Annotated in this window: 10 protein-coding genes; 1 reads left to right on the forward strand and 9 read right to left on the reverse strand. The window is 58.1% G+C overall.

Annotated features, from left to right (window positions below; translation table 11 throughout):
• Positions 1 to 47 precede the first annotated feature (47 nt).
• The 5 genes from DHV10_RS22340 to DHV10_RS22360 all read right to left on the reverse strand — a co-directional run bounded on the left by DHV10_RS22340 (position 48) and on the right by DHV10_RS22360 (position 6,265).
• Positions 48 to 491, reverse strand: coding sequence for a hydrogenase maturation protease (locus DHV10_RS22340; protein WP_338042635.1), 444 nt, complete (start codon positions 489 to 491; stop codon positions 48 to 50).
• Positions 492 to 719: 228 nt separating this feature from the next.
• A complete protein-coding gene (cybH, locus tag DHV10_RS22345; RefSeq protein ID WP_109488633.1) occupies positions 720 to 1,442 on the reverse strand; it encodes a Ni/Fe-hydrogenase, b-type cytochrome subunit in 723 nt (240 codons plus the stop codon).
• A gap of 4 nt (positions 1,443 to 1,446) precedes the next feature.
• On the reverse strand, positions 1,447 to 3,159 hold the full coding sequence (locus DHV10_RS22350; RefSeq protein ID WP_109488634.1) for a nickel-dependent hydrogenase large subunit: 1,713 nt from the start codon (positions 3,157 to 3,159) through the stop codon (positions 1,447 to 1,449).
• A 6-nt stretch (positions 3,160 to 3,165) separates the two neighbouring features.
• Positions 3,166 to 4,254: a hydrogenase small subunit gene (locus DHV10_RS22355; protein ID WP_109488635.1), complete on the reverse strand. Its 1,089-nt coding sequence runs from the start codon at positions 4,252 to 4,254 to the stop codon at positions 3,166 to 3,168.
• 394 nt (positions 4,255 to 4,648) lie between these two features.
• The gene (locus tag DHV10_RS22360) at positions 4,649 to 6,265 is read right to left on the reverse strand and encodes a hypothetical protein (protein WP_109488636.1); all 1,617 of its coding nucleotides are present in this window, start codon (positions 6,263 to 6,265) and stop codon (positions 4,649 to 4,651) included.
• Positions 6,266 to 7,429: 1,164 nt separating this feature from the next.
• On the opposite strand from DHV10_RS22360, the gene DHV10_RS22375 reads away from it, so the two are divergent.
• A complete protein-coding gene (locus tag DHV10_RS22375; protein WP_109488638.1) occupies positions 7,430 to 13,117 on the forward strand; it encodes an FG-GAP-like repeat-containing protein in 5,688 nt (1,895 codons plus the stop codon).
• 1,988 nt (positions 13,118 to 15,105) lie between these two features.
• Here the strand turns inward: DHV10_RS22375 and DHV10_RS22385 are convergent.
• The 4 genes from DHV10_RS22385 to DHV10_RS27335 form a co-directional block, all read right to left on the reverse strand.
• The gene (locus tag DHV10_RS22385) at positions 15,106 to 15,468 is read right to left on the reverse strand and encodes a tyrosine-type recombinase/integrase (protein WP_204101502.1); all 363 of its coding nucleotides are present in this window, start codon (positions 15,466 to 15,468) and stop codon (positions 15,106 to 15,108) included.
• 403 nt (positions 15,469 to 15,871) lie between these two features.
• Positions 15,872 to 17,317 (reverse strand): DUF1501 domain-containing protein, encoded by a 1,446-nt coding sequence (locus tag DHV10_RS22390; protein ID WP_109488641.1) that lies wholly within the window; start codon positions 17,315 to 17,317, stop codon positions 15,872 to 15,874.
• 39 nt (positions 17,318 to 17,356) lie between these two features.
• Positions 17,357 to 20,629, reverse strand: coding sequence for a PSD1 and planctomycete cytochrome C domain-containing protein (locus DHV10_RS22395; protein WP_162601786.1), 3,273 nt, complete (start codon positions 20,627 to 20,629; stop codon positions 17,357 to 17,359).
• 109 nt (positions 20,630 to 20,738) lie between these two features.
• Entirely contained in the window at positions 20,739 to 21,728 is a 990-nt protein-coding gene (locus DHV10_RS27335) for a Vgb family protein (protein ID WP_162601787.1), read from the reverse strand.
• Positions 21,729 to 21,812 lie beyond the last annotated feature (84 nt).

Below are 21,812 nucleotides of genomic sequence, written 5' to 3' on the forward strand. Positions count from 1 at the left end.
AGACATGGGGCACCCATCGTTCGGATGAGTACGATGCGCACCCGGTTTTAGCAGGCTTGGTTTAGTTCGGCGGCGATAAGGCGGGCGGCTTCGTCGCGGGCTGCGGTGCAGGCGGGTGAGAGGTCCATGGAGATGGGCTGGCGGGGATCAATGGAGATTGCGTAGAGGACCACCTGGCGCTCGCCGCTGTGCATGTAGAAGGCGTCGAGGAGATCTTTGACGCCGATGTCGTGGGCGGTGAGAGTGGGCGGGTACTCCTGCGAGAAGCGGGGCGTGGTGCGGGTTACGGTGCCGGGCGGGTTGCCGTCGTCGGTGGCGTCGATGAGGATGATGTGGTCGGCGGACTGGAGCGGCTCGAGCAGAATGAAGCCGCCGGTTCCGCCATCGAGGCATTCGACGTTGGCAGGAAGCGGGAGTTTCTCGAGGGCGCGTACTACGTGAACGCCGACGCCTTCGTCACCCATGATGATGTTGCCCAGTCCCAGGACCAGAGTCTTTTTTGTCTAAGCTCACTTTCACCTCGATTGAACTATATATATTCCCCGGAGCGAGTGAGCCCGCAAGGGATTTCCCGTTTTTGACTGTGCGTGACAAATGCTCTCACCCAAGGAAAACATCCCTCAGGGGCTAAAGCCCAACGTTCTGTTTTGTGTTATGCGGCACGACTGAAGCCGTGCGCCCTTTCAAAGCAGCGGCTCCGTAAAAGGCCTACGCACCCCTCAGTCTTTCTTCTCTGGCATTTTGTCGAATTTCCAGCCGCCGACGATGGAGGAGATGGTGCCGCGGCCCTCGATGTAGTCGTGATAGAAGGCGAGATAGATATGAACGACGATGAAGGTCACGAAGAACCACATGAACAGATGGTGCCAGTAGCGGACACTCATCTCTCCGCCCATCAGCGGCACAATCCAGGTGAACATGCGCGGGATCCACGAGTTGCTCATGGACGAGTAGAGAGCGAATCCGGTGATCGACTGCGCGCAGAAAGCCAGGAAGGTAAAGAAGTAGATGAAGGCTGCGAGGGCGTTGTGGCCGGTGGAGATGGCGCCGTGGAGCTTGACCTGGAAGACGTCGGTCTTCAGTACGTCCATGATTTCTTCGCGCTGGGCTTTGGTGAGCGGGAAGAAGTTATTCCACTTCGCGTACTTGTTGCCGACAAAGCCCCAGTAGATGCGCATCAGGAAGTTGAAGACATATACGTATGCGCAGAGGAAATGAAGGAAGCGAATCCATCCGAACCAGTACTGCTGATAGGCTTCGCTGGCGTAGAAGGCCCTGATTGGCGCGCCGATGAGGTAGCCCGTTATGCAGAGGACGACCAGCACGATGGCGTTAATCCAGTGGTAGGCGCGGACCGGCATCTCCCACACGTAGACGCGGCGGTAGTCTGCCGGATGGCCGTTGGCGAACTTCGATTTGGCGGCGATTCCAGTCGTACTCATGGCGTCACTCGAAGGAGACCTGGTTGAGGTGCCGACCCTGCGGATCGTATAAGTGCACGGCGCAGGCTAGACACGGATCGAAGGAGTGGATGGTGCGGATGATTTCGACGGGCTGATCGAGCTTGGCTACTGGCGTTCCGATCAGCGAGGCTTCGAAGGAGGAGTGCTGCTTCTTCGCGTCGCGCGGAGATCCGTTCCAAGTGGTGGGAACGACGAGCTGGTAATTGGCGATCTTGCCGTCTTTGATTTTGATCCAGTGAGCGAGTGAGCCGCGCGGAGCCTCTACCAGGCCAACGCCTTCGGCGTCACTTGGCCAGGTCTTCGGTTCCCAGCGCTCGTTGTTGAAGGTGGAGGTTTCGCGGGTCTTCACGCGGTCCATGAGTTCTTTGTAGAACTCCTTGAGATAGCCGACTTCGATGGCTGCGGAGAGTCCGCGTGCGGCGGTGCGACCGAGGGTGGAGAATAGCGCGTCGACCGGAACGCCGAGTTTGGCGAGTGTTGCGCCGACGAGCTGCTTTACGTCTTCGTGGCCTGATGCGTAGGCGACGAGCAGGCGCGAGAGCGGGCCGACTTCCATCGGATTGTCTTTCCAGCGCGGAGTCTTGAGGAACGAGTACTTCTCGTGACCTTCGAGCGTTTCGAATGGGGGCTGCGGGCCGGTGTACTTGATCTCGGTTTCACCTTCCCACGGGTGGAGACTGACGCCGTCGCCGCCGGCGTAGGTGTACCAGGATGAGGCGATGTATTCCTTGATCTCCTGCGAGTCTTTGGGATTGACGGGGTAGACGTGGCTGAGATCGCGGTTGAGTATGGCGCCGCGCGGATATTTGAAGGCCTCGGGCTTGTTGTAGCCCTGCGTTGGGTACTCGCCGTAGCTGAGGTAATTTTTCAGGCCTCCGCCCCACTTGGCCCAGTCTTTATAGAACGAGGCGACGGCGAGCAGGTCGGGCACGTAGACCTGGTTGACGAATTCGTCAGCCTGAGAGATGAGGCGGCCCACGAGGTTGAGGCGCTCGGTGTTGATGGCGGCGACTTCATCGACGTTGATGGAGCAGGGAACTCCGCCAACGAGGTAATTCGGATGCGGATTTTTGCCGCCGAAGACGGCGTGAATCTTGACGACTTCCTTCTGCCACTCGAGTGCGTCGAGGTAGTGCGCGACGGCAATGAGATTCACTTCGGGCGGGAGTTTGTAGGCGGGGTGACCCCAGTAGCCGTTGGCGAAGATGCCGAGACCGGTTTCGGCGAACTGCTTCACTTTCTTCTGGACTTCGGCGAAGTGCGCAGTTGTGTTCTTGTCGTAAGTCGAGAAGGATTGCGCGAGTTCGGAAGCTTTCTTCGGATCGGCTTTGAGGACAGTGACGATGTCGACCCAGTCGAGCGCGTGCAGGTGATAGAAGTGGACGACGTGATCCTGCACGTGTTGCGTGGCGGTCATGATGTTGCGGATGAGCTCCGCTGTGGGAGGCAGAGAGATGCCGAGCGCGTCTTCAACCGCGCGGCAGCTGGCCATGGCGTGGACGGTGGTGCAGACGCCGCATACGCGCTCGGTGATGGCCCAGGCGTCGCGGGGGTCGCGGCCGATGAGGATCTTTTCGAGACCGCGCACCATGGTGCCGGAGCTGAATGCGTCGGTGATGACGCCGTTCTCCACTACTGCCTCAACACGCAGGTGGCCTTCAATGCGGGTAACTGGATCAACGACGATGCGCGTCATGGCCGCTTATTGCTCCTTCTCTTCTTCCGCGTGAACTTCCGCGATGACTTTGTGCTTGCGGACGTTGGTGACGACTGCGTGAGCCGCGACTCCGGCCAGTGTGGCAGCTGCTACAAAGGTGCCCACTGTGTCTGCCGTGCTCTCGATGCCGAAGCCCGGGAAGGTGGACAGATGCTGATAGAGCGGGCCGTTGTCCCAGAAGCCTTCTTCGCTGCATCCGATGCATGGGTGTCCGGACTGGATCGGGTAGCTTGTGCCTTCATTCCAGCGCACGACGGAGCATGCGTTGTAGGTGACGGGGCCTTTGCAGCCGAGCTTGTAAAGGCAGTAGCCTTTGCGTGCGTTTTCGTCGTCGAAGGACTCGACGAAGAGGCCGGCGTCGTAATTTGGGCGGCGATAGCAGGTGTCATGGACGCGGCGCCCGTAGAACTCTTTTGGCCGGCCGAGGCTGTCGAGTGCCGGGATCTGCCCGAGCACGAGGACGTGGGTGACAACGGCCATCATGACGTCGGCAATGGGCGGGCAGCCGGGAACATTGATGACTGGTTTGTCGACCAGTTTGTGGATCGGGGTGGCGTGCGTCGGGTTCGGCTTGGCGGCCTGCACGCAGCCGTTGGAAGCGCAGCTGCCCCAGGCGACGATAGCGGCTGCGTCTTTTGACACTTCCTGCAGGATGGATTCAGCTGTCTTGCCGCCGATCATGCAGTAGACGCCGCCGTCCTTGGTGGGGACGGCGCCTTCAACGAGGACGATGTATTTGCCCTTGTTGTTCTTGATGGTGTCCTGAAGGCTCTTCTCAGCCTGGAAGCCCGAGGCGGCCATCAGGGTCTCGGTGTAGTTGAGGGAGAGGACGTCAAGGAGCGCATCGGCGACGATCGGGTGCGATGCGCGGATGAACGACTCACTGCAGCAGGTGCACTCCTGAAAATGCATCCAGACCACGGCCGGCTTTTCTTTCTTTTCAAAAGCCGACACCACCTGAGCTACGCCGCTTTGTGCGAAACCGGCAGCCGCTGCGGCTGCCGAGCAAAACTGCAGAAATTGTCTGCGGCTGTAACCCTTCTTCTCCATCGATTGCCAGATCGACTGCCCCATGCCCACCTCACGTGCGGCGCGTCTTAAGCGCCTTGCAGGCACCGGAGAAGGTCGCGATCGAGAGTCGATCGGCGGTCAAATCACATTACGAACTCCGGTGAATGATGGGACGGTACTTAGCTTTAAACACGGTCGGCTGTGAGCGTGATCACAAGTGTTGCAAATCACGTAATCTCACGCCTATAGCGAGACCACAGGTGAGCTACGTCACATTTTTTGAATGTAAACTCGCATGCTTGTGATCTTCAGAGCTGGGACGCGTCTGCACTGGTTTCAAGCGCTGATGAGGGGGCTGGTATCCAATTCGAATTCCAGTGAGCAAGCGACTTCGAGGCTTCCCGTCCTGGCAGAGCAGGTGAAAAATGGACGCAAAACCTCGAAGCCGCGTCGGAGACTACCACTGCACGGGAACGAGATTTGGCCCGACTTCGTGACACTCGCCGGGTCCTTGTTCGCTGACATCGTGACGGAAGTGCGCACCGTACCAGAGGACGACATCCTGGTTGTCGACCAGTTCGCCATTTACGAATTTGTCCAGGTCCGCAGGAGCACCTGGCGCTCCATCATCGAGCTCGTTTCCGTGGTAACGCAGGACCCATACATCTCCCTTACCGAAGGCTGGATCGGCAACTCCGTCGGTCGGGCCGGGGATGATGTCGTATGCGTCCCCTGTCTGCGTGTTGCTGACGCGCCACTTGCGGTGGCGGCCGTAGTCGCGGAAGCGCTTGATTTCGAACTCCTTCTTATGCCAGTTGGTGTTCGGAATGATGGGGGGATTGTTGTACTCCTGGACCAGATTGTTGCCGGCCGTAACAATATCGAAATCGAAGCGCCAATAACAGTGGTGTGTATGGACTTTGCAGACACAGGAATTGCTGACGGCCGTGAACTTGAATCGCGGACGGATGGTGCCGTCGAGATGGAACCGCCATTCCTGGATGTAGCGATACCAGCCGGCTTCCATTTCCGTGGTCAGGATCAACTCGCAAAGTGTTTCGTAGACCGCCACTCCTGTGAAGTTGCCAGCGTCGCTACCGTTGCAGGCAGTTTTCGGCGCGGCGTGAGCGCGTCTAAAGCCTGATCCCAGATCGTCGCCGTCGCATTGGAAGCAATGCTCGTCGTACTGCCAGTCGCGATAAGGCCCACAGGCGTCGTTGTCATACTTGACGTTGAGGATTGGTACGTGACCGCGGTAGAGCACGCGTTTTCCCTTGTATTCGACGAATCGGACTTCGAGCCCCGATCCCTTGCCGCCGGAGGACGAGGCGGGCCGAACCGCCTGCAGGCGCCACACGGGGTTGGCCTGAGGCCAGCTGAGCCAAATGGAGCCGGGAGTGCCGCGCGCTGGAGAGGGGCAGAAGACGGGAGCGATACCGCAGGTGGTGAAATCCGCGAGCGAAATTCCGGGGCGGCCATCAGGGAGATTGATGACGCGCTGAGTGATCATGTTTACGGCAACGATCTGGTGGCGCACCGTGTCGCTGTCGAGGGGCAGCAGGCCCACGAGCAGCGTTCGATCTGCAGCGCCGGTAGGACCAGGAGTCTCGAGCAAAGCGGGCATGGGCCGGTAGACGACCAAGCGGTTGCACAGAATCCATTGGGAGAACGCGGAATCACGTCCGACGATATCGGCGGCTTCTGCCCATTCCTCGGCGGAGGGCAAAGGCTGATTGGAAGTTACCGCGACGGTGGTATTGGAAGCAGAGGGGAAGTCGGCTGCGACCTCGAGGGATCGGTTGTTGGTGTAGTCGTAGATGGACGCGGACCATCGAGCCGCCTGCGTATCGGCGGCGCGGTCGTCTTTCTCTCCACTTTCGATAGGAAGAGTAGAGAGGATGCGGTAGCGGACTCCGGAGAGATGTTGCGCCAACGCGGCGCTTTCGAGCAGATTGCTGTGGAAGACACTCAACTGCTCGGTTGATGCCGCACCGATTGATGTGGCTTCGATGTTGTTCGCCGCTGGTTGCGGTGCGGGACGATCAGGGGTCGCATTCTGGTTGCAATCACACATGTTTGCACCTCCTGCACAACTAGTGAAGGAGGGAATTCGAACGTTTCACACAGGAAACGACATGAGTTGTCCGTAGAGGGGCGGGCTCTATTGTTGAGGGCGGGCTGGAGGAATGGCGCAGAGGGAGGGATTCGAACCCCCGATAGAGTTACCCCTATGCCTGATTTCGAGTCAGGTGCATCGTCTAAACCCATCGTGTTTCCAGATCGTTGCAAAGGCTCAATTCGGCGGCGTCGCCTGGAGTGCCACACAACTTCTGATGGACCGCGTGAAGCGAGGAGGTATTATGCGACGGAAAGAAATGCCCCGTTTATGGGATGTTCGGCCGTACAGAATAAATTTTCGCAAATCCTTCCCGAACCAAACTTACCGGGATGGTCCGCCGCTGAAGCCCGCTGAGGGTATAGAGGTGACAGAGGAGGCGTGCCATGGAGATTCGCACAATCGGTAATGATTTGGGTAAGACGGTCTTTCACCTCGTAGGCGTCAACAGTGGCGGAGAAGTGGTAGTTCGCAAGAAGTGCTCTCGACTTCAGCTGCTTCGGTTTCACATCGAACGCCCCTTCCTGCCTGATCGGCATGGAGGCCTGTGCAGGTTCCCCTCTTTCGCGGCAGAGCACTCCGGCGAAAGGTCACGATGTGCGGCTGATACCGAAGGACTCTGTGCTGCGACTCCGTCACACACGATCGAAAAACATAGTATCGGGAGGAAAGCCAGGCGGCTGCGGAGAGTCATTTGGTTCCTTTGCTGAATGGAGCCATTCAATCCTACCCCTCCGGCGTAACGCATCGAGCATAGTGACAGTACTCCCCTCTCTGGAGGTCTTTCAAGAAACGCCAAAGAAATTTCAGCGTCAGACCCGTCGCCGTATTCAACAGTGAAAACTGCTGGTTTGTCCGAATGGTTCATCCCGACAATGTCGCCGATTCTGCCGCTATACAGAGGTTGCGATTCCAAGGCGCAATACGATCCGAACGCCGAAATGACCTGTACATGTGGGTCTGTTTTGCTGGACAGCTCCGAAAGAAGCAATTCGAAGAAGTAAATGACTCAACAGTGGCAGTGTGGGTCACGCAGCTTTCGGGATCGAGTGCTACACTTCCGGCATTCCATGCAGTTGATCGCCATCGCTTTGAAATGGGGTGGCGTGTGTTGAGGTGCTCATGCGTCAACCGTTCTCCCGCGTTTCGGGGACGACGCACTCCGTCTTGTCCTGGTTCTCATCGCGCACCCCTTCCTTGAAGAATCGAGCTGCGCTACCGGCCTTAGCTCTGGCTTTTATCTCAGGGGGCGATGCGGCCGCTCAGAGCAAGATAGCCACCACCATTACGCTCGCCGTGTCAACGAGTGCCGGATCAACTACAAGTGTTCCCTCCGGAACTGTAGTCACACTCGCCGCCACGGTGACGCCTGCCAGCGGCTCCATTGGCGCCGGGCAAGTCAATTTCTGCGATTCAACCGCGTCTCATTGTACGGATATCCATCTGCTGGGAACCGCGCAAGTGACCAGTGGCGGCAAAGCCACGCTGAAGCTGCGTCCCGGTATTGGGAGCCACACATACAAGGCGTCATTCGCGGGAACTGCCACGAACGCGGGGAGCACCTCGGCATCCAGTTCTCCTCTGGCAGTGACTGGAAAATTCTCAAGCACCACGACAATCGCGCAGGCAGGGGTCGTCGGTGCCTACACTCTTACCGCTACCGTAGCGGGTGATCCCTCCATCGTCAGCGCTGCGGATCCCACCGGAACAGTCTCCTTTGTAGATGCCAGCTATTCGAACCAGGTGCTGACAACGGTAAATCTTGGCACCGCGACGCGCGGACTTAGCTTCTTCAATGCAAGCAATCCTGCAACGGTGCCCGAGCCTAACGTGGCTGCAGCAGCCGACTTTAATGGAGATGGAATCGTCGACCTTGCAGTTTCAAATTCCAACTCGGGTGCAACGAACCTTACGATTCTGCTAGGCAAAGGCGATGGCACGTTCTCGCCAACGCCCACAAGCCCCACGGTAGGCTTGTATCCGGACGGCATTGCAATCGCGGACTTCAATAGTGATGGTGTCGCCGACCTCGCCGTCACGAGCGTTGACCAGAATGAGGTCATCATCCTTCTGGGTAATGGAGACGGCACATTCAATGCCGGTCCTATCCTCCCGACCTCCGCAACTCCGCAGTCCATCGCCACTGCGGACTTCGATGGAGACGGCTTGGCTGATCTGGCCGTGGTGAACGGAAGCAACGCATCGATTTTCCTCGGCAAAGGGGACGGTACCTTCAAGCCTTCGATCACGGTCGCTTCGGTGGGTTCATCTCCCGTCGGGCTTGGAGTTGGCGACTTCAATCGCGACGGAATTCCTGATCTGGCTGTGGTCGACACGCTGCAGAGTGCACCAGTGAGAATGTTCCTGGGCAATGGCGATGGCACCTTCACCGCCGGTGCGAATTATGCCATTACCGGCGACTCGCCGGTCGGAATCTGCGTCGGCGATTTCAATAGCGATGGATTTCTGGATCTTGCTGTCACCAATTACAGCAATGCCAGCCGCGATGCGATTGCGATCCTCCTCGGTAATGGCGATGGATCATTCAAGACGCCAGTCTTTTACGCCGGCAGCGGGTTGAGTTATCGAACTGTTGCCATCGCGGATTTCAACGGAGACGGGATTCCAGATCTCGTTGCTGCCCAGTTTTGGTCCGGACCAGGATCGATTTTCATTGGCAATGGCAACGGGACTTTCCAGACGGCGGCGCCCATTGCAGCGAGCGTGCCTTTCAGCTCCGGCTATGTTGCCGTGGCGGATTACAACGGGGATGGAATTCCTGATCTCGCGCTACCGAACCAGGATGTAAGCGGCACCATTGCAATCCTGCTGACCCAGAATACGCGGACCGTCAACACTGAACTGGCCAACCCCACCCTAACTGGTCCAGCGCCGCACAATGTGAAGGCCTCCTATCCCGGCGACAACAACTACCTAGCCAGCGAGTCAACCACGACCACGCTGGACGTCCAGGTAGCGACACCCGTGCTTTCAGTGCCTGCCGGTATATATACAACAGCACAGACGCTGACGATTACGGATGCCACGCCAGGCGCGGAGATCTACTACTACTCATACGGCATCATCAACACGCCCGGCTACGTCCGCTACACCGGCCCCATTGCACTGGCACAGGGCGGCAGCTTGTTCATTGAGGTGTACGCCACAGAGACGGGTTACCAGAATTCCAACCCGGTGTACGCAAACTACTCGCTCAACTTTCCCGCTACTGCCACGCCTTCCATATCGCAACCAGGTGGATACTACGCGGGAGCGCAAAGCGTTACCATCACTGACTCCGATCCGGCAGCGAAGATTTACTACACAACGAACGGCTCTGTACCCTCCACCAGTTCGAACCTGTACACCGGGCCGGTTACGGTTTCGTCCTCGCAAACCATCGTCGCCGCGGCACTTTCGTATGGACGCGCCTTCAGTCCGGTGGTTGAAGCGCAGTATCTCATCGGCGGCTCTCCGGTGTCGCTCATCTACTCAATCGGTGGGACTGGCGTTCAGGGCTATACGGGTAATGGCGGCCCCGCAACGTTGGCCCAGACCTTCTACATCTCTGGGCTAGCGAGAGATGCTGCTGGAAATTTCTACTTCAGTGACGAAGCCAGTCACGTGGTTCGGAAGATTGCCGCGGGAACCGGAACACTGACCGTATTGGCGGGCAATGAGTACAACGGCAACTCTGGCGACGGCGGTCCGGCAACCAGCGCCGAACTTGGCAGCCCTTCCCTTCTAGCAATCGACGGCTCAGGTCTCTACATCGCAGATCTTTCTAATCTGAATATCCGCCGAGTCGACCTAAATTCTGGAACTATCAGTACCTACGCAGGAAATGGAACGGGTTCAGCGAGCGGAAACGGGGGCCCCGCAACAGCCGCCGGGATCGGGTACATCAAGGGGCTCGCGTTCGACTCGTCGCACAATCTGTTCCTCACCGACTATTTTTCGGTTCGGGAGATAAACGCCAGCACTGGAATCATTACAGGATTGACCCCAACCTACTTCGGATATGCCGGAGATGGCGGGCCGGTCTCCAGTGCGACGTTCCGCACCCCGCTTGGCATTACCTTCGATGCTGCCGGAAACCTCTATATCGCGGATGCAGGAAATGAACTGATCAGGAAAGTCACCGCGGTCGGAGGCGTGATTACCCCGTCCAGCATCGTCAGCACGGTAGCGGGCACTCCTCCCGCGCAGAACGCCTATCCCAGCGGCGGGTACTCGGGCGACGGCGGCCCGGCAACGAGCGCCGCGCTCAATAACCCGAATGCGCTCGCGGTGGACGGTGCGGGCAATCTCTACATCTCGGATGAATACAACAGTGTGGTTCGCAAGGTAGACGCGACAACCGGCATCATCTCCACGGCGGTTGGCAACGGCTCACGTTGCTCTTTCCAGAACGGCGATGGCGGAGCTGCGTCCAGTTCTGCGCTTTGCTTTCCCCTCGCGATGATCATCGATGGCACAGGCGACATCTTCCTGGCGGACAACGATCGAGTACGAGAGGTGGTGCCCGCGGCCTTGCCCCCCTCCACGCCGGCAGCGACGCCAACTTTCAGCGTACAAGGCGGTACCTACGCCACGCCGCAGACCGTCACCATTTCAGATTCCACGCCCGGCGCTTCAATCTACGTCACGCTTGATGGATCAGCGCCTACGTCGAACAACAGCATCGGCTATAGCGTGCCGCTCGAAGTGATGGGGAAGGTGACGTTGAAGGCGGTTGCCGTGGCGCCCGGTTATGCAATCAGCGCACCAGCTTCGCAGACCTACAACGTGACCGCTCCCGCGCCCGTCATCAGGACCATCGCAGGAACGGGCGATTATGCGACGAGCCTGAGCGGAACGCCAGCTTTGAACCTGAATTTCTTCAGCGTTCAAGGCATTGCAATCGACGCAGCAGGGAACTTGTACGTTTCCGATTCGACGGCTTGCCGCGTATGGAAGATCGACGCGGCAACCGGTGTCGGATCAATATACGCAGGGTCCGGGATATGCAGCTATTACGGCGATGGCGGGCCAGCCACGCTCGCAAACCTCTATGCACCCGAAGGGCTGGCGTTCGACAGCGCCGGTAATCTGTACATTGCTGAGACCGCTACCGGCGTGATCCGCAAGATAACTACGAGCACAGGAGTAATCTCTACGGTGGCGGGTACGTATCAGGCCAGTTCCAACAGCGATATCGGAGACGGAGGCCCTGCCACTTCCGCGCACCTGTCGAATCCCGCCTCAATCGCATTTGACGGCGCCGACAATCTGTACATCGGCGACACATACCACTACAGGGTCCGCAAAGTTCTCGCGAGCACGGGCGTCATCAGCACCGTAGCAGGCAACGGAACGGCCGCGAGTACGGGAGATGGCGGACCCGCAACGAGCGCGGGCCTGGATCAGCCGTTCGCTATTGCACTGGACTCAGCTAACAACATCTACATTGGCGACAATTCCGGCGGCAAGATACGCAAAGTCAGCTCAGCTACCGGCCTTATCAGCACCATCGCGGGAATCAAGGATCTCAGCGGTGAAATAGGCGACGGCGGGCCCGCAACGAATGCCGAGGTGAATGCACGCGCTCTCACCATTGGCCCGGACGGCAATCTCTTTATCTCCAACGGCCCCGGGGAGATCCGCGAACTCAACCTGAGCACCGGAGTTGTATCCCGGGTGGCGGGCATAGGACTTCCGGGATACAGCGGAGATGGAGGAGCAGCCGCGGTTGCACAGCTTTACTATCCGAACCAGATTGCATTCGACAAGGCAGGTAACTTGTATGTCGCCGATTCGATGCTGCGCGTCCGAGAGGTGTTCGCCGTTACGAAACCGACTGCGACCCCAACCTTCAGCGTGCCGTCGGGGACGTATGCAGGCCCGCAAACCATAACGATTAGTGATGCCACGCCAAATGCAACTATTTACTACACGACTGATGGGACTGCTCCAACGACGACATCGAGCATCTACTCGTCACCGATCACGGTGAGCGCGTCGGAAACGATTGAGGCGATCGCAGTCGCGACAGGCTATACGCAAAGCGCCGCTGCAACAGCCACTTACGTGATCTCCGTGGTCCCACCCGCACCGGGCATCGCTAGCCTGTCCCCCGCTTACATCAGTGCCGGATCAGGGCAGTTCACGTTGTCCGTGAAAGGATCTGCATTTACAAACGGTTCTACTGTCTTCTGGGGAGCGTCGGCACTAGCGACGCAATATGTCGACGCAACACAGTTGATCGCTACTGTTCCTGCAGCCAACGTAGCGAGTGCAGGCGTCGCTTCAGTTAACGTTCAAATTCCAACAGGCCCGACCTCGAACACACTGCAATTCGAGATCGACAGTCCGGGGTCGAACACACCGCCGTCGTTCTTGCCGTCTGCGGCCACCGCTACAGCAGGTTCAACAGCCACTTACAGTGTGACACTGCCCTCGGGCGCCACGAACGTGACCGTGAACTGCCTGAATTTGCCTGCTGGCTCGTCGTGCAGCTATTCATCAGGTACGCTGAGCATTACTACCTCATCATCTACTCCGAAGGGTACGTTTTTGATCACAGTGGTGTTCAGTGAGACCTTACCAGGCGCCGCCGCACTGATCCTATTCCCGCTACTGCTCGCACCCTTGTGTAGAGGGAGAGGGCGAAGACGGTCTTCGATTCTGTTCTTCGGAGCTCTCTTCATGACTGGTCTGATCATCCTGGGTTGTGGAGGAGGCGGGGGTAGCAGCGGCGGAGATTCTAATCCGCCACCGCAGACTCACCAGGTAACGAGTTCAGGGACAGTCACGCTGACAGTCAAATGAGGAGTGGATCACACTGTAACTACATCAGGATAGATCTGGAATTGACTCCGATCCGAATCTGATTAGCGAATACGAAGTTGGAGCGATGCCAACAGCGTGCCTCCTACTTCGGTCGCTTGATTTTGCGCGTCTGTTCGGACGCGGACTTTTCGCTTGTGAAGTTCTGAGGGTGCTGTCGCCGATATGAAGATGCGAAGGAATGTGCTTTTCTCTCCAGCGCGCGCCGCTCGCTACTTCATGAAAGCTCGCGAGCGATGAAGTAAGAAGCTGGAATCTTCAGAACTGTATGCTCCAGATATTGCTGCTGAATGAGAAGCCTGGCATCGCCGCGAGGTGACCGTCAGGGGACGGTATAGCCCAGATTCTGTTATCACCTTTTGGCTTCCAAAGCACTTTTGCGTTCCCATGAAGATCAAAATGCAACAGAACTGTTGCGGCGGATCTGCTCGTCGTGAAGACGCCCTTCCCATCGGCCCGTCTCAATCGAGCGCCTCTAAGCCACTCCATCCCTTCACGAGGATTGTCCGATCCTGGTGCGATCGCAGGGAGGGCACGTGAATCTGTGATTCTCCCTGTTTAAGGACAGCAATCGTGTCGCCCTGCGGGGAGATATCCCGGCCGTAAGTCTTCGCTGGGTCATCGACTTTGAAACGCGCCAGCTCACCTTTTCCCCCGCTCCCCGGATCGAACGCAGTGAATATTAGTTGGTCCTTTTCCTTGATAGCGATGGCACATGGGTGAAAGGGGAACTCTGGCGCAGCGTGGAGTGTCGTAGAGAGCAGCTATCAATATTCGCTCGGGCGCTCGGCGCCAGAGAGCCTCCCGTATAAATCGATTGCGGCGCCACCCACATAATTCGGAGTATGGGGTGCGTAGACAAGCCAAGCGCCATCGGGAGTAACACGAGGAAGATCGATCCTAAGCCGGAGGTGGTGATCCCGGTCAGTACGGCTCGGCACTCTGGCTCCCAAGACGCTGACGGTAGAATCCCCACTTACCTTCCCGTCTGGAGACAAAAATGACCTCGCGGCCATCAGTTGTCCAAGCAGCAGGAAACTCGCGACTGTCCGTCGATGTGAAATGCTGAGGATGGCTGATTCGGATAGCAGCGGGATCGACGTCGGCCATAGATTCCGAAGTCCGAAAGCCTGCTTCAGGGAATAGAGCCTCTTGCCATCTGAGGTCGCCGATATTGACGAGACGCAGTTGCCAGCGTTCTTGGGCAGTTCTTGCGCAAGGGACATTCGTGTGAAGGCACGGCCCAATTCGGCCAGGCAAGAGTGGCAGAACTCGCCGTTGAGGCTCGACTCGCGTGTCAGATAGAGTATTCCCCAGTCGTGATGCAATATGACACTCTGCACTGAGGGGCTGGAAAATAGTACCCTCGCACCGGAGTGTTCGAGGTCTTGAACTTCAATTGAATTCTGGATCTCGCTCGGACCGGGGATACTTTTCATGTCGACGAGGTGCGATCCGTCGGGGGACCACGTAATATACGTGAACCAGTTCTTGCCCCCTGCATCAGCCACCTTCCTCGCTCGCGCGCCATCCGGGTCGGCGACCCACATCACCCTTTCGTCTTCGGTGGTATATGCGAACTGTGAACCGTCAGGCGAGGTAGACCAGGCGACGGCACCCCTTCACACCATTAGAAGAATCGGATGCGATGTTGATTGAAAGCAAACGCGAATTTTGATCTATTGAAACAGGCGCAGTTCTGGTGAACGCATTCTGCATATCATCTTTACGGAGATCTGAACTCGGGCAGCCTCAATACACCAACTTCTCGACAGCTGCTTGGCGTTGTCGGCGTTGCGGAGCCAACATGAAGAGCCAACATGAAGAGCCAACATGAACCAACCTCACCGCATAACATCTGGCATTTCGATGTCCCGACACTTCATGACAACAACCCTATCCAAACGCCAGCGAAGATGTGACCACACGTCTTCGCACACCTGTAACCTCGACACGAACTTGCGGACTGATCAACTGTTCTTGCTTGCATGCAGTCCACGAAATCGCTCCATCCTGACAGATGCATCAGCCTTTCGCCTTATCCCGACCGGATCAGCCAGCTTCCTTACCAATTCACACAGGTCAGTTCGCCACTCTAGCTCCATAGCAGCGCCCGCCACTGCCAGCGACTTCCTTCTAGTCTCCTTATGGTGGCCTGTACTGCTGGGAAAGAGATAGGTGCGAGGCTTCTTCCACCGCCAGTACTCGCGCAATGTCTCGAGCAGTGCCGGGCTGAGCGGAATGTCGCGACCGCCGCCACCCTTGCAACGTTCCACGCGGATCATCATGCGCCGGCTGTCGATGTCGCTCACCTTCAGCAGCGATACTTCCATCCGCCGCATGGCTCTAGGAGTGAACCTATTCCGGCTTGGGAGAATATGGAGCCAGTTCTTGAAGACTTGATCGATCTCGTTTGGGAGTAATGTCCAGGCTGGTGCGCAGCGTGTGGATGTAGTCACTGGTGCTCACGACCTGCCAGTCACTGGCGAACAGTATGCGGGAAAAGCCGACGACCGGGAGCACCTGTGCTTCAAGCTAGTTTAGCTCCATAGAAGGCCAACAGCAGAACAGAGAACATGCACGTGCCGATATTGCGTTACCTATTCGGTTGCGTCACGCCTCGTGTCAAGGACTTTGCCTTGGACCGCCTGACTCGGAGATAACTTGCAAGCGAGAGGATGTGGCGTTGGTTGTCGTTAACTTCACCGGTGCCTGAATGTAAGGCAAAGACGGCTTTCAGGCAATGAGATCGTGAATCACGTTGCCGGCGAGGTCTGTCAGCCGGAAGTCTCGTCCGCTGTAGTGGTAAGTCAGTTTGGTGTGGTCGATGCCAAGCTGGTAGAGAATCGTCGCGTGGATATCATGCACATGCACAGGATTCTCGATTGCCTTCCAGCCGAAATCGTCGGTGGCGCCATAGGCGAACCCACGTTTGAATCCTCCGCCGGCAAGCCACATCGTGAAGCCGTGCGGATTGTGGTCGCGGCCGTTGTGCGTCTGACCGCCCATGAAAGCGCTTCCGATTTCTACCACAGGAGTTCGACCGAATTCCGAGCCGGCCACAATGATTGTTTCGTCGAAAAGCCCGCGCGCTTTCAGATCTTTGATCAGTGCGGCGAATGGTTGGTCGGAGTCGCGGCCTGTCTTGCGATGTTCCTGAATATCAAAGTGATGATCCCAGGGATCGCCCTTCGCATAGTAGATCTGCACCATGCGCACACCTCGTTCGATCAGGCGCGCTGCTGTGAGGCATCCGCGCGCAGTGCTGCCTTCGCCATACATCTTGATGACGGCGTCTGATTCTTTGCGCACGTCGAACACATCCGGTGCCTCGGTCTGCATCCGGAATGCGGTTTCCATGGCGCCGATCGTCGCCTCAAGCTGCAGATCGTGAGCGCCGCCCGGCGTCGATTTTATGTTCATCTGATCGAGCTGCTTCACGAGATCGATTTCTTTCTGCTGCTGCTTGAGATCGAATCGGTCGTTGTGAATGTTCGGGATCAGCTTGAGCGGATCGAAATTGGATTTTTCTACAGCGTCAGAGACGTAGGTCCCCTGGTAGACCGGCGAGAGAAATGCGGAGGACCACAGTGGTGGTCCCACTGTCGTGGGAGTGTCGGGACAGAGTACGACGAAGCCGGGCAGGTTCTTGTTCGTGCTGCCCAACCCATACGTCAGCCATGATCCCATCGACGGCCGCCCGGCGAAGTTCGCTCCAGTGTTCATCATCAGAAGAGCGGGTTCGTGATTAGGAATCTCGGTGTAGACCGAACGAACGAAGCACATGTCGTCCACGCACTCGGCCAGGTGAGGGAAGATCTCGCTGACCTCGATGCCGCTCTGGCCGTATTTCTTGAACGTGAAAGGCGACTTCATCAGATTGCCAGTTTTGCGCTCGTGCTGCAGATCGCCGCCTGGCATGGGCTGACCGTGGTACTTCTCCAGCATCGGCTTGGGATCGAAGCTATCAACCTGTGACAATCCGCCGTTCATGAAGAGGAAGATGACATGCTTTGCCTTCGGCTTGTCGGTGATCATCCACGACGGCCTGTCGAGCGTTGACTCTGCGCGCGCCAGCGATTCTCCTACGAGGCTCGCGAGACTCAGATAGCCGAAGCCGCAGCCCATCCTGCGCAATGCTTCGCGCCGTGTGATGGGGTTGGCAGCTGGTTGATGGATCATCATTTCCTCCCGGCTTTCTGGGCCCGGCTCCCAATCGAGCTAGTTTACAAACTGAAATTCATTCGAACTGAACAGCGCGCGCATATATTCGCTCCACGCCGTAACGGGCTTTCCTTCGACGGTGTACCCGGGCTTCTCTGGTGTTGTGGACAAAAAGTTGCGGCCCAGCTGGACCTCTTCCGGTGTCGGCTTTCTCTGGAAGAGTAACTCGTAAGCTTTGGTGATGCGGGCCTCATCGCTCTGCTCATCGTGCACCCTCTCGGCCAGAACGCCGGATTGTTTGTACACGAATGGATTGTTCATGAAGTGCAGCTGCTGGAGAGGCACGTTGCTGCTGAATCGCTGTTCGGCCGTGAAGCTCGGATTCGGAAAGTCGAAGACCATCAGATAGTTGTTCAAACGATAGCGGCTCACCTTGCAGAACACGGTGCGGCGCAGATTGTCTGAGGTAAATTCCGTAGACGGCCCCGAGGTGTCTTTCAGGTCGAGGTCTCCGGCGGCAAACAGCATGCTGTCGCGCAGTTCCTCCGCATCGAGACGCTGACGATTGAAGTGCGAGTAGAGCCGGTTGGCCGGGTCCTTCTCATGCGCTTCCGGCGATTCCTCAACCGTGGTCTGATACACGGCAGAGAGCATGATCTGGCGCTGCAGCCACTTGATCGACTGATGGTGATCGACGAACTCCCTTGCCAGGAACTCCAGCAACTGGGGGTTCGACGGCTTGTCACCCATGACTCCGAAGTTGTCGGGAGTATTCACCAGCCCCGTGCCGAAGTGCCATTTCCAGATGCGATTGACAATCACCCGCGCCGTGAGTGCCTGGCGAACGATGTCGGTCGCAAACTCAAGCCGCCCGCTCCCATCAGAGTACGCCGGCTTCTGCGGCGAGCTGAGCACTGCCAGGAATCCGCGGGGAGCAACATCTCCCATCGCGTGCGGATTGCCACGAACGTTCAACTTGACATCTTCAATCTTTGACTTGTCGGCCATTCCGTGGACAAAGGGATATTCACTGGCCTTCAGTTCCTTGTCGAGAGCCTCGATGCGCTTATGCTGCGCCTCGATGTAGGCTTGCCACTGCGGCCCAAGGCGGCGCGTGAGGCTCCAGCCCTCGAAGAACATCACGCCGGGAATGAATTTTTCGTCCATGTCGCCGGACTGTGAAACGAACAGATCGAGATAAAGCTTGGCTTCGCTGGTCGGTAGCGCTTTGAGCTCAAGCTGGCATCCTGGGCAGAACTGATCGAAGGTTTCGAATTCACTGGGCTTGGCATCGAGCAAGCGGTGTTTGGGAACATCGTTCTTGGCGCGAACGATATCATTCTCTTCTTCGATCTTGCTGTTCTCATCGCGAACACGAAGAACGGTCTTCTGGAAAGCATCGCCCAGAACGCGAGCCTGATCTTCGCTGCTGTTCTGCGATGCGATCATCGCCTTCCAGTCGTCCAGATAAGGATAGGGATGATCCTTCTGCAGGTAATCCACCCAGCGTTGAAGAACTTCCGGATCGAGATGCTTCTCCGCTGACACCTCGTCGACTGTCTTCTTCGGCTTGCCCAGCACGTGCCACGCGGCCGTCACGTAGTCCGATGTTTGGATTGAGAGCGCCTGCGCAAGCTGCTTTCCGAGATCGGTCGTGTAGTCGTGAAGATCCGCACGGAGCTTTGCCGCTTCCAGGTTTTTGCTGTTCCATGCTTCTGCGGCGGCCTTTGAAACAACCGGATACTCGGTGTAGGTCGAATTGGCGAACACGCCAACAATCTTGTAGTAGTCCTTTTGCGGAATCGGATCGTATTTGTGGTTGTGGCAGCGGGCGCAGGCCACCGTCAGCCCGAGCAGCCCGCGCGTCACTGCATCCACACGTTCGTTGCGTTCATCGGCACGGCCCTGCACCGGCTCCGCCTGATCCCAGACCCATGGGCCGGCTCCGAGATAGGTGGTGGCAGTGATGTTGTCCTGGTGCTCAGCCTCGCTCTTGAATGGCAGCTTGTCGCCGGCAAGCTGCATGGTCACGAAGCGGTCGTAGGGCACGTCGTCGTTGAAGGCCTTGATGACCCAATCGCGATACCGGTACGCTCCGGCAAACGGCATGTAGCCGCGGCGCTTCGGATCAAGGCCGCGCACGTCGTCCTCTGCATAGCGCGCAACGTCGAGCCAGTGGCGTCCCCAACGTTCACCATAGCGAGGCGAAGCAAGAAGGCGATCGATGACCTTTTCCCACGCGGCCGGAGACTTGTCGCTTACGAAAGCATCCACCTCAGCCTGCGTTGGGGACAATCCCGTGAGGTCGAATGTCGCTCTGCGAATCAAGGTTCGCCGGTCCACTTGCGCCGCTGGCGCAAGCCCTGCCTGATGCAGTCCTGCGAGGATGAAGTGATCGATCGCACTGTGAGGCCAGTGTGCGAGCTTTCCATACTCGACGCGTGGCGGCGTCACCGTTTTCAGCGGTTGAAACGACCAGAAGTTCCGTTGCTCGGGCGTGATAGCTCCGGTCTTTGCCGTGATCGACGTGATCGCGCCGGAAGAAGTCGCGGGCCACGGCGCTCCGTGCTTCACCCATTGCTCGAGAACCGCAACATCCTCTGCGCTCAGCTTGCCGCCCTTCGGCATCTTGAGGGCGCCGGTCTGGCGAACGGCCTGAATCAGCAGGCTCCTATCCGGATCGCCGCTCACGATCAACGGGCCCCGTTTACCGCCTTGATCGAATCCCGCCTTTGTGTCCAGGCGGAGCCCGCCAGAAGCAGAATCCCCATGGCAGTCGTAGCAGTGGTTTGCGAAGATTGGCCGAACCTTGTTCTCAAAAAAGTCGGCGTTCACTTCAACCGCGGCTGCAGTCGGTACCACTCGACTCGGAGTGGGCGCTGATCCAGCTGCGGTGCCCGAGTCATTCTTCGCGGGTCCGGACGCGGGTGTCAGAGCGGCATCGCTTCCTGCCGCACCTGCTTTGACCCACGCCTCGAGAGTGGCCACATCGCCGCTCGGAAGAGCAACTTTGGGCGGCATCTTCAGGTCTCCTCTGCGCCGGATTGCCTGAATGAGCAAGCTCGCATCCGGGTCGCCCGGAACAATCACGGGTCCATCTTCGCCACCCTTCCGGATCGCAGCATAGGAGTTCAGCTGCAATCCACCGCGAGCCATCGAGTCATGGCACTGGAGGCAGTTTGCCTCGAATATCGGCCGAACACGTTTCGCGTGGTAGTCCGGGTCCCCCGGCGCGCTGGCATTGTCCGAGGCCGACACACCTGTCGCGCCGAACGAGGCGACGCCAATCGACAACACGCACGTGCCGGCCAGCGCTGAAAGTGGTTTCATAATCATCTGTTTACGGATCGGGGGAAAACGTCGCGACGCGGCGAACCAACTCAGCTAATTAGGGATTTTGCCACGTCTGCGCACTCCCAGGGAACGCAAATCTTGTCGGCTAGGGCCTTTGGTTTTGAGGTATCGCAAATCGCCACACCCTACCGCCCTTCAGATCGGTAAGCCATAGGGAACCGTGCCCCACGCGAATGCTATCGCCTCCGGGACCGGCCCATTGGGAGGTTATCTCGTTCGATTCCGCTTCGATCTTCGTGATGGGGAAACCGAATACAGTGGCCCAGATTGCCCCCTCACCGAACGCTATCTCGCCCCCCGGTCCCGGTATCCCCGCCCGGATCAGAGCGGTCCGCCTTCCGGTCTTGGCGTCGACGCGAGCGATGCTTCCGTCGCCTTGATTCAGCGCCCACACCGATCCCGCTCCCACGGTCAGAAACCGGGGAGAGGGTCCTACAGGAGTTTCTCCGACAACGGAATTCCGGCCGGCATCCACCCTCACCAGCATCCCGCCAGTTTTCGAACTGACCCATATCGAACCATTCGCGAAAACCGGATTCATCGACGCCGGCGGCAGGTGAATACGAGCAATCACCTGGTTGCTCTTCGGGTCAATTCGCAGCAGCTCGCTTGCTTTCGTGCTCACGATCCAGATGCTCCCCGCTCCAGAGCAAATTCCACCTTCAGAGTCGCCCGGGCCCGCGTCCACTACTGCCTGTCGAGCACCGGTCCGTGCATCAGCACGAATCAGCTTGTGTTCGCCGCAACTCGGGATCCAGATGCTGCCGAAGTCCGCCACGAGGCCGGAACAGGGCTCTGCGACCTTGACCTCCGGGCCAGCCTGGTTTGTCGTGGCGTCAAGGCGCACCACTCGGTTTAGGCTTGACATCGCCACCCAGACCCCATCGGCTGTCACCGCCATCCAGTCGGGATCGCCTCCCAGGGGAATCGTCGCCGTGGGAGTCAGCTCGGACATCTTGTGGCGCACGGCGGGCTTATCGATGCCGGTCTTCCGGGGAGATTGCGCTGGCTGCGCGCCTGTCTGCCAAATTGCCGTGAGCCACAATGCTGCCGTCAGCGCCTTGCGCTTTGTCATGCTGTTCTTCCGCTCCCTACTCTGTTCTCGCTCGCTTGCAAGCCCAAAAACCTGGTACCGCCTGCGTGCGTGCAGATGGCACAA

It is taken from the genome of Occallatibacter savannae, from assembly GCF_003131205.1.
Classification (GTDB): domain Bacteria; phylum Acidobacteriota; class Terriglobia; order Terriglobales; family Acidobacteriaceae; genus Telmatobacter; species Telmatobacter savannae.

Bases quoted from the DNA above. Each gene is read 5' to 3' on its own strand.
- DHV10_RS22385 (WP_204101502.1), bottom strand. From the start codon at position 15,468: ATGGAAGTATCGCTGCTGAAGGTGAGCGACATCGACAGCCGGCGCATG.
- DHV10_RS22355 (WP_109488635.1), bottom strand. From the start codon at position 4,254: ATGGGGCAGTCGATCTGGCAATCGATGGAGAAGAAGGGTTACAGCCGC.
- DHV10_RS22375 (WP_109488638.1), top strand. From the start codon at position 7,430: ATGCGTCAACCGTTCTCCCGCGTTTCGGGGACGACGCACTCCGTCTTG.
- DHV10_RS22360 (WP_109488636.1), bottom strand. From the start codon at position 6,265: ATGTGTGATTGCAACCAGAATGCGACCCCTGATCGTCCCGCACCGCAA.
- DHV10_RS27335 (WP_162601787.1), bottom strand. From the start codon at position 21,728: ATGACAAAGCGCAAGGCGCTGACGGCAGCATTGTGGCTCACGGCAATT.
- DHV10_RS22350 (WP_109488634.1), bottom strand. From the start codon at position 3,159: ATGACGCGCATCGTCGTTGATCCAGTTACCCGCATTGAAGGCCACCTG.
- DHV10_RS22395 (WP_162601786.1), bottom strand. From the start codon at position 20,629: ATGAAACCACTTTCAGCGCTGGCCGGCACGTGCGTGTTGTCGATTGGC.
- DHV10_RS22390 (WP_109488641.1), bottom strand. From the start codon at position 17,317: ATGATCCATCAACCAGCTGCCAACCCCATCACACGGCGCGAAGCATTG.
- cybH (WP_109488633.1), bottom strand. From the start codon at position 1,442: ATGAGTACGACTGGAATCGCCGCCAAATCGAAGTTCGCCAACGGCCAT.